Origin of the sequence: Blautia aquisgranensis (assembly GCF_040096615.1) — a bacterium.
GTDB classification, from domain to species: domain Bacteria; phylum Bacillota; class Clostridia; order Lachnospirales; family Lachnospiraceae; genus Blautia_A; species Blautia_A aquisgranensis.
This window is the reverse complement of the sequence record NZ_JBBMEJ010000009.1, coordinates 77,077-90,424: the sequence shown is the minus strand read 5'-3', so window position 1 is coordinate 90,424 and position 13,348 is coordinate 77,077. Positions and strand designations below refer to the sequence as shown.

Annotated in this window: 15 protein-coding genes and 1 pseudogene; all 16 read left to right on the top strand. The window is 45.8% G+C overall.

The window, feature by feature from the left end; genetic code table 11:
• Complete coding sequence (ureG, locus tag WMO28_RS08975; protein WP_178644044.1) at positions 1–609, top strand: urease accessory protein UreG; 609 nt, start codon at positions 1–3, stop codon at positions 607–609.
• A 16-nt stretch (positions 610–625) separates the two neighbouring features.
• Positions 626–1,450, top strand: a complete 825-nt coding sequence (locus WMO28_RS08970) for an urease accessory protein UreD (RefSeq protein ID WP_349056730.1) — start codon at positions 626–628, stop codon at positions 1,448–1,450.
• Positions 1,451–1,667: 217 nt separating this feature from the next.
• Positions 1,668–2,855: pseudogene (locus WMO28_RS08965) on the top strand (endonuclease Q family protein); the annotation flags it as partial.
• A gap of 47 nt (positions 2,856–2,902) precedes the next feature.
• Complete coding sequence (locus WMO28_RS08960; RefSeq protein ID WP_178644038.1) at positions 2,903–3,355, top strand: YfcE family phosphodiesterase; 453 nt, start codon at positions 2,903–2,905, stop codon at positions 3,353–3,355.
• 197 nt (positions 3,356–3,552) lie between these two features.
• Entirely contained in the window at positions 3,553–3,915 is a 363-nt protein-coding gene (locus tag WMO28_RS08955) for a CidA/LrgA family protein (protein WP_178644036.1), read from the top strand.
• Positions 3,912–4,604 (top strand): LrgB family protein, encoded by a 693-nt coding sequence (locus WMO28_RS08950; protein WP_178644034.1) that lies wholly within the window; start codon positions 3,912–3,914, stop codon positions 4,602–4,604. Before WMO28_RS08955 ends, WMO28_RS08950 begins: the two co-directional genes overlap by 4 nt.
• 248 nt (positions 4,605–4,852) lie before the next feature.
• A complete protein-coding gene (locus tag WMO28_RS08945; RefSeq protein WP_178644032.1) occupies positions 4,853–5,107 on the top strand; it encodes a hypothetical protein in 255 nt (84 codons plus the stop codon).
• 16 nt (positions 5,108–5,123) lie between these two features.
• Entirely contained in the window at positions 5,124–6,110 is a 987-nt protein-coding gene (locus WMO28_RS08940) for a WYL domain-containing protein (protein ID WP_178644030.1), read from the top strand.
• Positions 6,111–6,375: 265 nt separating this feature from the next.
• Positions 6,376–7,350 carry a biotin--[acetyl-CoA-carboxylase] ligase gene (locus WMO28_RS08935; RefSeq protein ID WP_178645447.1) on the top strand — a complete coding sequence of 325 codons (975 nt, stop codon included), beginning with the start codon at positions 6,376–6,378 and terminating at the stop codon, positions 7,348–7,350.
• 198 nt (positions 7,351–7,548) lie between these two features.
• Positions 7,549–8,214, top strand: a complete 666-nt coding sequence (locus tag WMO28_RS08930; protein ID WP_084449196.1) for a F0F1 ATP synthase subunit A — start codon at positions 7,549–7,551, stop codon at positions 8,212–8,214.
• 62 nt (positions 8,215–8,276) lie between these two features.
• Positions 8,277–8,495 (top strand): ATP synthase F0 subunit C, encoded by a 219-nt coding sequence (atpE, locus tag WMO28_RS08925; RefSeq protein ID WP_021652814.1) that lies wholly within the window; start codon positions 8,277–8,279, stop codon positions 8,493–8,495.
• 50 nt (positions 8,496–8,545) lie between these two features.
• Positions 8,546–9,046 (top strand): F0F1 ATP synthase subunit B, encoded by a 501-nt coding sequence (gene atpF / locus WMO28_RS08920; RefSeq protein WP_022427145.1) that lies wholly within the window; start codon positions 8,546–8,548, stop codon positions 9,044–9,046.
• Entirely contained in the window at positions 9,027–9,530 is a 504-nt protein-coding gene (atpH, locus tag WMO28_RS08915) for an ATP synthase F1 subunit delta (RefSeq protein ID WP_119239285.1), read from the top strand. The genes atpF and atpH overlap by 20 nt, the downstream gene beginning before the upstream one ends.
• 7 nt (positions 9,531–9,537) lie before the next feature.
• A complete protein-coding gene (atpA, locus tag WMO28_RS08910; RefSeq protein WP_021652816.1) occupies positions 9,538–11,046 on the top strand; it encodes a F0F1 ATP synthase subunit alpha in 1,509 nt (502 codons plus the stop codon).
• 8 nt (positions 11,047–11,054) lie between these two features.
• Complete coding sequence (atpG, locus tag WMO28_RS08905) at positions 11,055–11,945, top strand: ATP synthase F1 subunit gamma (protein ID WP_178645445.1); 891 nt, start codon at positions 11,055–11,057, stop codon at positions 11,943–11,945.
• Positions 11,946–11,950: 5 nt separating this feature from the next.
• Positions 11,951–13,348, top strand: coding sequence for a F0F1 ATP synthase subunit beta (atpD, locus tag WMO28_RS08900; protein ID WP_349056729.1), 1,398 nt, complete (start codon positions 11,951–11,953; stop codon positions 13,346–13,348).

Sequence of the window (13,348 nt, the reverse complement as noted above, 5' to 3'; positions counted from 1 at the left end):
ATGTCATATGTAAAAATCGGTGTTGCCGGTCCGGTAGGCTCCGGCAAGACTGCACTGATCGAAGCCTTGTCAAGAAAAATGGCAAAGGATTACAGTATCGGCGTTATCACAAACGATATCTATACAAAGGAAGACGCGCAGTTCCTTGCAAAAAACAGTGTTCTTCCCATTGAGCGTATCATCGGTGTGGAGACTGGTGGATGCCCTCATACAGCCATCCGTGAGGATGCTTCCATGAATCTTGAGGCGGTGGATGAGATGATGGAGCGCTTTCCGGATATTCAGCTGCTTTTTATTGAAAGCGGCGGAGATAACCTTTCCGCAACTTTCAGTCCGGAGCTTGTGGATGCTACCATTTTTGTGATTGATGTGGCTGAGGGCGACAAGATCCCGCGAAAAGGTGGCCCGGGAATCACAAGATCGGATCTTCTGGTGATCAATAAGATTGATCTGGCACCTTATGTAGGCGCAAGTCTTGAGGTTATGGACCGTGATTCCAGAAAAATGAGAGGGGAAAGACCTTTTGTTTTCACAAACATCCGTGGTGATGAGCATGTGGACACAGTTGTGGAATGGATCAAAAAGAATGTACTCCTGGAGGATATGTAGGAAAGGTGGTTGACCAGTGGCAGAAAATAAATTCGGAAAGCTTTCCAGGCTGTCTCTGAAAACCGGCCTGCGAGATGGAAAAACGATCATAGAAGATATTGCTTTTACAGCTCCCTATAAGGTTATGAATCCTTTTCCGAAGAAAAACGGGGGAATCTCGGTAATGCCTCTGTGTGCTTCTGCAGGGATCATGGAGGGGGACAGACAGGAATTTGATTTTCTTGTGGCAGAAGGGACAGAGCTGGAATTTCTGTCTCAGTCCTTTGATAAGGTTCATAAGATGAAAGAAGGGGAGGCTGTCCGCCATGTGAAAGCCTGTGTGGAGAAGAACGCAGTTTTTTACTATTATCCTCAGCCGGTGATCCCATATGCACAGTCGGCTTTTGACAGCACCATGGAATTTGCCCTGGAGAATGAACACTCCGGGCTATTCCTGCTGGAGATCATTTCCTGCGGAAGAAAAGCTTCCGATGAGCGTTTTCAGTATCGAAGATTTTCTTCCAGAGTGAACATCCGCCGTGGCGGAAAACTGATCTACAGGGATAATACCCGCTATGAGCCGGAGAGGATGGGTATGGAAGGGATTGGCATGTATGAAGGCTACACGCATATGGCCAATATTTTCTTAAGCGCTCCGGCGAAGGATATGCAGGAAAAGATATGGGAAATCCTTGAGATGGAAAAAGAATGTGACGGTGGCGTGACAGAACTGGTTCATGGAGATCTTGCTGTCCGTATTCTGGGACAGCGGGCACAGAAGCTGCAGGAAGTGGCAGAGAAGATCAAGGCGGTGTTTGAGAATAACCGTGAGGAGACCAGGTTAGAAAACCAAAGTGAATAAGCGAGTCTGTTTTTGGAAAAAGGAGAATCTCTTATGCGGCAATGCTGTTTTATCTAAATGGCATTGTCTGGTGAGGGATTCTTTTTTTGACTGTACAGGATGTTTGTGGGAAATTATAATACAGATACAGAGTGATATTATGGCAACTCGGAAATAGTGTTTTGGAGGAAAAAAATTGAAGCAGATCGCAGATTTACACATACATTCCAGATATTCTATGGCAACAAGTAAAGACGGTACACCAGAGATGCTGGATCTCTGGGCGAGAAAAAAAGGAATCTCGCTGATCGGTACCGGAGATATGACGCATCCCGTCTGGCGGCAGGAATTAAAGGAGAAGCTGATTCCCGCAGAGCAGGGGCTGTTCCGGTTAAAAGACGAGTATGTTTTGCCGGAGGCGGGGCGTTATCCGGGAACTGCACCTAGATTTGTGCTGTCTGGGGAAATCAGTTCTATTTATAAAAAAGGCGGAAAGACGAGGAAGGTGCACAGTCTGATCCTGCTTCCCGGATTCGATGAGGCGGATGCTTTTGCCGCAAGGCTGGAAAAAATCGGAAATATTCATTCTGACGGACGTCCAATTCTGGGACTGCCCTGTCATGATCTTCTGGAAATGATGCTGGAGGTCAGCGAAGAGGGAATGTATATTCCGGCACATATCTGGACACCACATTTTTCCCTGTTCGGGGCGAAGTCCGGATTTGATACGATAGAAGAGTGTTTTGAGGAGCTGACGCCGTATATTCATGCGCTGGAGACGGGATTGTCCTCGGATCCGGTGATGAACTGGCAGATCTCTGCTCTGGATGGGTATCAGCTGGTGTCACATTCCGATGCACATTCTCCGTCAAAGCTTGGCAGGGAGGCGGATCTTCTGGATATCGAGCTTTCCTATCAGGGATTATTTCAGGCAGTACAGAGTGGCAAAGGTCTTAAAGGAACCATCGAGTTTTTCCCGGAGGAGGGAAAATATCATTATGACGGGCACCGGAAATGCGGTGTGTGCTTAAGCCCGCGGGAAGCGGAAGAATATAAGGGCATCTGTCCGGTTTGTGGAAAGAAGCTGACTATGGGCGTGGATCACAGGATCCTGCAGCTTTCTGACAGGGATGAGAGTGAGGTTTCCATGCCGGAGAGCGGACGCCCCTACGAAAGTCTGGTGCCGCTGCCCGAGGTGATCTCAGCCTGTGTGGGATTTTCCACAGCAAGTAAAAAAGTTCAGGGGCAGTATGAGCGGCTTCTTGAGAAGCTGGGAGCGGAATTTTCCATATTAAGGGAAGTGCCGGAGGAAGATATCCGGGCAGCAGGCGGTGAAGTCCTGACAGAGGGAATCCGGCGGCTGAGAGCCGGTGAGGTGGTACGGAAGCCTGGATTTGACGGAGAGTATGGAAAGATCGAGTTGTTTTGAGGAAATCTGGCAATTATAGAATTTATGATAAGAGGGAATAAAACATGAAAGAAAAAATCGGTATCATATCAGACACCCACGGTCTTCTGCGGCCGGAGGTTCTGGAAATCTTAAAGGACTGCAAATACATCCTCCACGCGGGAGATGTGAACAAAGATGAGATCCTGGATAAGCTGCGTGCCATGGGAAATCTTTATGTAGTCCGCGGAAATAATGATAAGGACTGGGCGGAAAATCTGCGGACCAGTCTTCGATTCACTATTGGTGGCGTGAGATTTTTTATGGTACACAACAAAAAAGATGTGGACTGGGAGCTTGGAGATACCCAGGTGGTAATTTTCGGGCACAGCCATAAATATTTTGAAAAAGAGATCGATGGCCGGCTGTGGCTGAACCCGGGCAGCTGCGGAAGAAGCCGTTTTGGCGGAGAAGTGACCATGGCGGTGATGACTGTGGAGGATGGAAGCTGTCAGGTGGAAAAAATAATTCTGCCGTAAATTAACGGACTTTCTGCTCATTTTTACGGGAATACGCTGGTGTATAAAAGGATTTTTTGTATTTTATGAGAAACAATCCTTGTAATTTGGGATATGGAGCGTATAATTAGAAAACGTTTAAAACAAAAAGTGGTCTTACCACTTTTGAGAACGGAGAATATAATTATCCGCTTAAAATGAGTCAGGAGGGATGAGACATGAAGTATGTACAGCAGTTCAGCATCATCCTGCTGATTTCCGTCATTGGCGAAGTGCTGAAAACCTTTCTTCCGCTTCCGGTACCGGCCAGCGTATATGGTCTGGTGATCATGCTTGTGGCACTGCTTACAGGTATCTTGAAGCTGGATCAGGTAAAAGGCGCGGCAGATTTTCTGGTTGAGATCATGCCGGTAATGTTTGTTCCGGCAGGTGCGGGACTGATCACCGCGTGGAGTACACTGAAACCGATCTGTGTGCCGGTTCTTGTTATGACGTTTATCAGTACGGTGATTGTAATGGTAGTTACGGGAAAAGTAACACAGGGAGTGATCCGAATGGGAAAGAGAGGAACTGAAAAATGATGGAATTCATAAAAAACTCCGCATTTTTCGGAGCGATGATAAGTCTGATCGCTTATGAGATCGGTCTTATCCTGAAAAAGAAATTCAAAATGGCAATCTTTAATCCTCTTCTGATCTCCATCATCTGTGTGATCGGAGTTCTTCTGATCTTCCATATTGATTATGAAGATTATAATGAAGGCGGAAAATATATCAGCTATCTTCTGACACCGGCAACGGTCTGTCTGGCAGTTCCTTTGTATGAGCAGATCCATCTGCTTAGAAAGAATCTCAAGGCAGTGGCAGTGGGAATCATTTCCGGAACTCTGGCCGGACTTTGCAGCATTCTTCTGATGTCAAAGCTGTTCGGCTTTAATCATCAGGAATACGTTACCATGCTTCCGAAATCGATCACAACAGCCATTGGAATGGGCGTTTCCGAGGAACTTGGCGGTATCGTGACGATCACAGTTGCAGTGATCATTATCACAGGAGTGCTGGGAAATATGATCGCAGAGGTTGTTTATAAGATCGCAAAGATCGAGGAACCGATCGCAAGAGGTCTTGCGCTTGGAACCTCCGCCCATGCCATCGGAACAGCAAAAGCCATGGAGCTTGGTCCTGTAGAGGGAGCCATGAGCAGTCTTGCCATCGCGGTAGCCGGTCTGCTTACAGTTATCGGTGCATCCGTATTTGCTGGAATGATGTAGAAAAGTTAAAAATCCATAGAAATAAAATGTGTGAAAGGTCTGTCGTTTACGGCAGGCTTTTTTAGTTTCGCTTTTATATAAGAAGACTCGAACGTATTTTTGTATAAAATAAACAAATGTTCGAAAAACGATTGTTTGTACCGTTTTATCGGACTTAATATACGATATAATACCAGTGAATCGAAAATATGTTTGGAAAATATGTTCGATAAATCGTGAGCCGGACATATGACAGGGAGGAAGATCTTATGTGGAATACAGAGAACAACAGGAAGGCAGTACTGGCAGATGGAAGATATGTGGAGACAGAAAGCAGGCATTCAGGGAAACAGAAGCTTTCTTCGGGCATGGCCATGATACTGGGGGCAGTTCTTACCTTGGAGATTATGATCGGCGGAGCAATGCTTTTTAATTTTGATTTCCACGGAGCAGATATCATTGCTGTTGTACTGGCTTTCATGGTATTATATTTTGCAGTAGTAGCATCACTGACGGATAAATAGGAACGGAGGAATCGGGATGCCGAGGGTTTTTAACCAGAAAATAAAAATTTTATATCTTATGCGTGTTTTTCTGGAACAGACCGATGAAGAACATCCCATGTCAGTGAAGGAGCTGATTACCTATCTTAATAATCTGGGGATCAGCGCAGAGCGGAAGACCGTGTATGATGATATTGAGACGCTGCGGAATTTCGGAATGGATATCCTGAATCGCAGGGAGAAACCGGCAGGGTTTTATCTGGCCAGCCGGGAATTTGAGCTTCCGGAGCTGAAGCTATTGGTAGATGCAGTGCAGTCCTCCAGATTTATCACCAGCAGGAAATCCCGACAGCTGATCGGGAAGCTGGAGAGTCTTGCCAGTGTTTATGAGGCGAGACAGCTGCGGCGGCAGGTTTTTGTGGAGAACCGGATCCGCACCATGAATGAGAGTGTATATTATAGTATTGATGAGATCCAACGGGCGCTGAACGAAGACAGGCAGATCTCTTTTCAGTACTGTGAATGGACTGTGGAGAAGGAATTACGGCTGAAGAAGAACGGGGAACGTTACCTGGTCAGTCCATGGGGACTGGTATGGCAGAATGAGAATTACTATCTGGTTGCCTACGATGAGAAATGCGAAAAGGTGAAGCATTACAGAGTAGATAAGATTTTGCAGATACAGATCGAGAACCAGCCCCGCGATGGTAAGGAGATCTTTAAGAATTATGATACAGGAGAGCTGACATCCAGAACCTTCGGGATGTTTGGCGGCAGAGAAGAAACGATATGTCTGGAGGCACATAACCGGCTGGTGGGAGTTGTGTTGGATCGTTTTGGCAGAGATATTATGATACACAGGAAGGATTCGGAACATTTCAAAACGCTGATTCGTGTAAACGTCAGCGGTCAGTTTTTTGGCTGGATAGCCAGTCTTGGACCGGATGCTGTAATCGCGTCACCGGAGGAGGTGCGCGAGGAGTACCGGGAATTTCTTGAGAAAAGTCTTTCTAATTACAAATGATAAATAATAAATAATAACAGATTACAGGCAATTTTCATATCAGATATACAGGAATGATAGGGGAATTGCCTTTGTGATAACGGTTTTTGATAATATAAATGAGAAAAAATGAATAACAATGACTCTGGAAATACAAAATTGATATGGAAGATATATGTAAAAAAGATAATAGACATCGCGACGTTTAAGTGCTATAATAGCTCACGTCTCTTAGAAGGGAACATTTTGCCGATAGAAAAAACGGCGGAACATGGACGGTGAAGATATGACTGTAAAAGCAAGAATGCTGAAGCTTCTGGAGCAGCACGAGAATGAGCTGATATCCGGAGAAGCGGCAGCAGCAGAACTGAATTGCACAAGGGCAGCCATCTGGAAAGCTGTGAAATCCCTTCGGGAAGAGGGATATACCATAGAAGCAGGACCAAACAAGGGTTATGTGCTTCGGGGTGGCAGCCGGTTATCCGAAGAAGGGATACGGCTTTACCTTGAGCATCCGGATGTATCGGTAAAGATATACCGGGAACTGGATTCTACGAACAGAGCAGCCAGGGAGGCTGCATTTTCCGGAGAAGCAGGTCATGGTGCACTGATACTGGCACGCAGACAGAAAAGCGGAAGAGGCCGCAGAGGCCGGAGTTTTTATTCCCCTGAAAATGCAGGAATCTATATGAGTATCGTTCTAAGACCAGAGCGGACTTTAAAGGAGGGACTCCTGATCACAACGTCAGCAGCAACTGCGGTACATCGTGCAGTGAAGAAGATCTGCGGGATCGACCTGGGTATTAAATGGGTCAACGATCTGTACTTTCATGATAAGAAAGTATGCGGGATACTGACAGAGGCTTCCACAGATTTTGAGAGTGGAAACATAGAGTTTGCGGTCGTTGGAATCGGACTGAATCTGTATCAGCCGGAGGGAGGCTTTCCGGAGAATATACAGGAAACAGCCGGAGCATTGTTTGGAAGCAGGAAGGAAGCGGAACATATAAACTGTAGTCTTCTTGTGGCGGAGATCGTCAATCAGCTTCTTGTGGAAGTGGAAACTCCGGAACTTTCCAGAGAATATACAGAAAATAATATCATTCCTGGAAATATGATCGTCATTACAGACGGACAGCGTACACGTGAGGCTTATGCGAAAGAGATCGCCTCTGATGGGCGTCTGCTTGTAAGAGAACAGGATGGCTCAGAAACCCTGCTTTCTTACGGGGAAGTATCTGTACGCAAAAAGTCCGAATAGGAACTGTCAGTACTGAATTGTCTATTTTGTATAAAAAAAACATTCTTTTTTGTGCAAAACAGGCAAAAATAATATTGACATTCTGGAAATGCGGAGTAAAATAAAGTCAACTACAAGGCGTGGTCATACCAATTATAAAAAGATGCGATCAGCGCCAAGAGAAAAGGAGGGAGAAAAACGGGAGATTTATCAAGTACACTGGCAGAAGAACTAAACAGTAAGACAGCCTTCACCATTCCGGCGTTTGGTGGAATACCAATTGCAGAATGCGTGGTAGTCACATGGGTCATCATGGCGGTTCTTGTGATTCTGTCTCTGATCTTAGTTCGGAATCTCAGTGTGGAAAATCCGGGTAAGAAGCAGCTGCTTCTGGAGACCGGGGTAAGTTTTCTTCAGGATTTCTTCATGGGTATCCTTGGAGAAGAAGGCAAACAGTATGTGCCTTATTTGATGTCAACCGTAATTTACATCGGAATAGCCAATATCGCAGGCGTATTTGGTTTTACACCACCAACGAAGGACATGAACGTTACCATTGCGCTGGCGCTGATGAGCATTATTCTGATCGAGTATGCAGGCTTTCATAAAAGGGGACTGAAGGGTTTCCTGAAAAGCTTTGCGGAGCCGGTTCCGATCATGCTTCCGATCAACATTCTGGAAATAGCGATCAGACCTACATCTCTCTGCATGCGGTTGTTCGGTAATGTTCTGGGAAGCTTCGTAGTTATGAAGCTGCTGGAGTTTGTTTGTCCGGCCATTCTTCCCATACCATTCAGCCTGTATTTTGATTTCTTCGACGGATTCATACAGGCGTATGTATTTGTATTCTTAACATCCTTGTTCATTAAGGAAGCAATTGAGTAGTGAAGCGGAAGATCCGCTTGATCTAAAAATGAAAAAAATGTATTTTACAGGAGGAAAAAACTATGTTAATCGCAATTGGTGCAGCTATCGCAGTTCTTACAGGTATTGGAGCAGGTATTGGTATCGGTCTTGCAACATCTAAAGCAGTAGAAGCTATCGCAAGACAGCCAGAGGCAGAGAGCAAGATCAGTAAAGCACTTCTTCTTGGATGTGCTCTTGCAGAGGCAACAGCTATTTACGGTTTCGTAATCGGTCTTCTGATCATCATCATGCTTGGCTAATAGGTAAAGACGAGATACTAATTCAGGATTAAGAGAGGCAGGTGGACCAGGTGATTAAAATTGATATCAACCTTGTCTTTACTATTATAAACCTGATCGTTCTTTATCTTTTAATGAAGAAGTTCCTTTTCGGCCCGATCATTGGTGTTATGGAGAAGAGAAAAGCCATGATCGATGAGCAGTTTGCTTCAGCAGAGAAGACAACCACTGAAGCAAACCAGCTGAAAGGACAGTATGAGGATGCACTGAAATCTGCGAAGGAGGAATCCTTCAGTATTGTAGAGCAGGCTAAGGACGAGGCAAAAGTACAGGCAGACAGCATCGTGAAGAGAGCTAATGATCAGGCTGGTCAGATTCTTGAGAAAGCAAGAAGAGATATCAGCACTGAGCAGGAAGCTGCTATGAAAGCGATGGAAGGCAAAGTGGCTGAGCTGGCAATGGATGCAGCATCCAGAATCATGGGAAAAAAGAACGACGAAGCACAGGATATGTCCCTATATGACCAGTTTTTAGAAGGAGCAGGTGATCCTCATGACAGAGACGTCCATTAATTATGCAAAAGCATTATACGGTCTTTCTGTCCCGGGGGAGGCAATCTGCGAAACAGGAAGGATTTTTAAGAATACACCTGAGATAGGTAAGATGCTTGAAAATCCACTTGTTTCCCTCAAAGAAAAAGAACAGGTAATAGAGCGGATTTTTCCGCAGGAAATGAAGAGCTTTCTTAAAGTAACGTGTAAGTATCAGAAGATTGACAGAATCGGAGAGATCCTTGAAGCTTATGATGCTTACAGCCGGGAACAGAAAGGAATTCTCAAGGCAGAGCTTCTTTATGTAACACGTCCTGCCGAAGAGCAGGAAAATAAGATGAAGGAGTTTCTCCGTAGCCAGTTTTCTGCCAGAGAAGTGGAACTTACCCTTACAGAGGATAAAAGCCTTGTAGGTGGATTTGTTCTCAGGGCAGGAGATCGTGAGTACGACTGGAGCCTCATCGGACGTTATAAGAAACTGAAACAGAAATTAACCCGGAGGTGAAATTGAATTGGGTGCAATAAATCCAGATGAAATCATTTCGATTCTCAAGGAAGAAATAAAGAACTATGACGAAATCAGCAAGGACCAGGAAGTAGGCACTGTCATCTCCGTGGGAGATGGTATCGCAACTGTTTATGGCATCGATCATGCCATGTACGGTGAGGTCGTGACCTTCGAGAATGGTCTGAAAGGTATGGTACAGGATGTCCGTGCCAACAGCATGGGATGTATTCTTTTCGGAAAGGATACAGGAATCAAGGAAGGCACCAAGGTTGCCAGAACTGGCAAGCAGGCAGGTATTCCGGTAGGGGATAAATTTATCGGAAGAATCGTGAACGCACTTGGTGAGCCTATTGATGGAAAGGGAGAGATCCAGGCAGAGGAATACCGCCCGATCGAGAACCCGGCTCCTGGAATCATCGACCGTAAGTCTGTAACTGTACCTCTGGAAACAGGAATCCTTTCCATTGATTCCATGTTCCCGATCGGCCGTGGACAGCGAGAGCTGATCATCGGCGATAGACAGACAGGTAAAACATCCATCGCAACCGATACGATCATCAACCAGAAAGGTAAGGATGTGATCTGTATCTATGTTGCCATCGGACAGAAAGCTTCTACCGTTGCAAAGGTAGTTTCCAATCTTGAAAAATACGGTGCAATGGAGTATACAACTGTATTCTCCGCAACAGCCAGCGACTGTGCACCGCTTCAGTATATTGCTCCTTATGCTGGTACTGCTCTTGCAGAGTATTTCATGTATCAGGGTAAAGACGTACTGATCGTATATGATGATCTTTCCAAGCATGCAGTGGCATATCGTGCATTGTCACTTCTGCTTGAGCGTTCTCCGGGACGTGAGGCATATCCTGGTGACGTATTCTACCTTCATTCCAGACTTCTGGAGCGTTCCAGCCGTCTGAGTGAAGAGGCAGGCGGCGGATCCATTACGGCACTTCCGATCATTGAGACACAGGCCGGTGATGTATCTGCATACATTCCTACAAACGTAATTTCCATCACAGATGGTCAGATCTTCCTGGAAAGTGATCTGTTCTTCTCAGGTATGCGTCCGGCAGTCAATGTTGGTCTTTCCGTATCCCGTGTTGGTGGTGCTGCACAGACCAAGGCTATGAAGAAAGCTTCCGGTAGTGTACGTATCGACCTGGCACAGTACAGAGAGATGGAAGTGTTCACCCAGTTCAGTTCAGATCTGGATGAGGCTACAACTGCACAGCTGAAATACGGAAGCTGTCTGATGGAGCTTCTGAAACAGCCGCTCTGCAGCCCGTTAAGTCTTCATCAGCAGGTAATTACTCTCTGCGTTGCGACTCACAAGCTGATGGTAGATGTAGAAAAGAAAGAGATCAAGAAATATCAGAAGGATCTTCTGGAGTACTTTGATAATGTATATCCTGAGATCGGCAAAGAGATCGAGACTACAAAGCAGCTCTCTGATGAGCTTGTAGAGAAAATCGTAAAGGCGGCAGAAGAATTCAGAGATAAGAGCAGGTAGGTGTTGATATGGCAAATGCAAAAGAAATACAGACTCGTATGAAAAGCATTCAGGACACCATGAAGATCACCAATGCGATGTACATGATTTCTTCTTCCAAGATGCAGAAGGCCAAGAAGATCCTGCAGGACACGGAACCATATTTCTATAATATGCAGGCTGCCATTGCCAGGATCCTCCGTCATATGCCGGATATCCAGCATCCTTTTTTCAGTGAGCGTCATCTTGTTCCGAAAGAAGAAAGAAAAGTAGGAACTATCGTCATTACAGGCGATAAAGGTATGGCTGGTGCATACAATCATAATGTACAGAAAATGACAGAAGACTTCATGGAAGAAGTACCGGGACATCATAAACTGTATGTCCTGGGTATGGTAGGGCGTCAGTATTTCGGCAAGAGAGATGTGGACATGGACGGTAGTTTCCACTATACTGTGCAGAAACCGACCATGCACAGAGCACGCCTTATCACTGAAGAGATCGTACGGGCATTTCTGGAAAGAGAGCTGGATGAGATTCACATTGTTTATACACAGATGCAGAATGCAATGGCAATGGAGAATGTGAATATGCAGCTTTTACCGCTGAAAAAAGCTGATTTTAAAATGGGTCAGGTTCCGGCAGATATCTATCAGGAGGAGATTGTGTTATCTCCGTCTGCAGATGTGCTTCTGGATACCATGATCCCGAACTACCTTACAGGTGTGATCTATGGATGTCTTGTAGAGGCATATGCCAGTGAGAACAATGCGAGAATGACAGCAATGCAGTCCTCTACAGATAATGCGAAGGCGATGCTGAAGGATCTTTCCATTCAGTACAACCGTGCACGTCAGGCTGCGATCACGCAGGAGATCACAGAGGTTATCAGCGGTGCTAAAGCACAAAAAAGGAAGTGATGACTATGAATAAAGGTAAGATTGTACAGGTTATGGGACCTGTTGTAGACGTTGTTTTTGAAGACGGACAGCTTCCTGATATCAAGGATGCCCTTGAAGTAGAAAACAACGGTAAGAGATGCGTTATGGAGGTGTCCCAGCACCTTGGAAATAATATCGTACGCTGCATTATGCTGGGAGCCAGTGAGGGCCTGCAGCGAGACAGAGAAGTAACAGCTACCGGAAGTGGTATCAAGGTTCCGGTTGGAGATAAAACACTTGGTCGTCTGTTCAATGTTCTCGGAGATACCGTAGACGGCGGAGAATCCCTGGACGGAGAAGAGCATTGGGTCATCCACCGTGATCCGCCTTCATTCGAAGAGCAGAAACCGGCTGTAGAGATTCTGGAAACAGGTATCAAGGTTATCGACCTTCTTGCGCCATATGCTAAAGGTGGTAAGATCGGTCTGTTCGGTGGTGCCGGTGTTGGTAAGACAGTTCTTATTCAGGAGCTGATTCAGAACATCGCAACTGAGCATGGCGGATATTCTATTTTTACCGGTGTCGGAGAGCGTTCCCGTGAAGGTAATGACCTTTGGACCGAGATGAAAGAATCAGGCGTTCTCGAGAAGACAGCCTTAGTGTTCGGACAGATGAACGAGCCGCCTGGAGCACGTATGCGTGTTGCCGAGACAGGACTTACTATGGCAGAGTATTTCCGTGATCAGGAGCACAGAGACGTACTTCTTTTCATTGATAATATCTTCCGTTTTGTACAGGCAGGATCTGAGGTTTCCGCTCTGCTTGGACGTATGCCGTCCGCAGTAGGATATCAGCCTACACTGGCAACTGAGATGGGTGAGCTTCAGGAACGAATCGCATCCACCAAGGAAGGATCTGTTACATCTGTACAGGCTGTATATGTACCGGCCGATGACTTAACTGACCCGGCTCCGGCAACAACATTCGCCCATCTGGATGCAACAACCGTTCTTTCCCGTAAGATCGTTGAGCAGGGTATTTATCCGGCTGTAGACCCACTTGAGTCTACTTCCCGTATCCTGGAGGCAGATATTGTCGGTGAGGAACATTACGAAGTAGCACGTAGAGTACAGGAGATTCTTCAGAAATATAAAGAGCTGCAGGACATCATTGCTATTCTTGGTATGGAAGAGCTCTCAGAGGAAGATAAGCAGACTGTATTCCGTGCAAGAAAGATCCAGAAATTCCTTTCCCAGCCATTCCATGTAGCTGAGAACTTTACCGGTATCAAAGGTAAATACGTACCGCTGAAAGAGACGATCCGTGGATTCAAGGCAATCATTGATGGTGAGATGGATGAGTATCCGGAGAACGCATTCTTCAACGTCGGAACCATTGACGATGTAATTGCAAAAGCAAAAGCCGAGGAGAACCGGCAGTAA

Coding starts and splice junctions, on each gene's coding strand:
- ureG (WP_178644044.1), top strand. CDS start 1: ATGTCATATGTAAAAATCGGTGTTGCCGGTCCGGTAGGCTCCGGCAAG.
- WMO28_RS08960 (WP_178644038.1), top strand. CDS start 2,903: ATGAAAGAAAAAATCGGTATCATATCAGACACCCACGGTCTTCTGCGG.
- WMO28_RS08955 (WP_178644036.1), top strand. CDS start 3,553: ATGAAGTATGTACAGCAGTTCAGCATCATCCTGCTGATTTCCGTCATT.
- WMO28_RS08950 (WP_178644034.1), top strand. CDS start 3,912: ATGATGGAATTCATAAAAAACTCCGCATTTTTCGGAGCGATGATAAGT.
- WMO28_RS08945 (WP_178644032.1), top strand. CDS start 4,853: ATGTGGAATACAGAGAACAACAGGAAGGCAGTACTGGCAGATGGAAGA.
- WMO28_RS08940 (WP_178644030.1), top strand. CDS start 5,124: ATGCCGAGGGTTTTTAACCAGAAAATAAAAATTTTATATCTTATGCGT.
- WMO28_RS08935 (WP_178645447.1), top strand. CDS start 6,376: ATGACTGTAAAAGCAAGAATGCTGAAGCTTCTGGAGCAGCACGAGAAT.
- atpE (WP_021652814.1), top strand. CDS start 8,277: ATGTTAATCGCAATTGGTGCAGCTATCGCAGTTCTTACAGGTATTGGA.
- atpH (WP_119239285.1), top strand. CDS start 9,027: ATGACAGAGACGTCCATTAATTATGCAAAAGCATTATACGGTCTTTCT.
- atpG (WP_178645445.1), top strand. CDS start 11,055: ATGGCAAATGCAAAAGAAATACAGACTCGTATGAAAAGCATTCAGGAC.
- atpD (WP_349056729.1), top strand. CDS start 11,951: ATGAATAAAGGTAAGATTGTACAGGTTATGGGACCTGTTGTAGACGTT.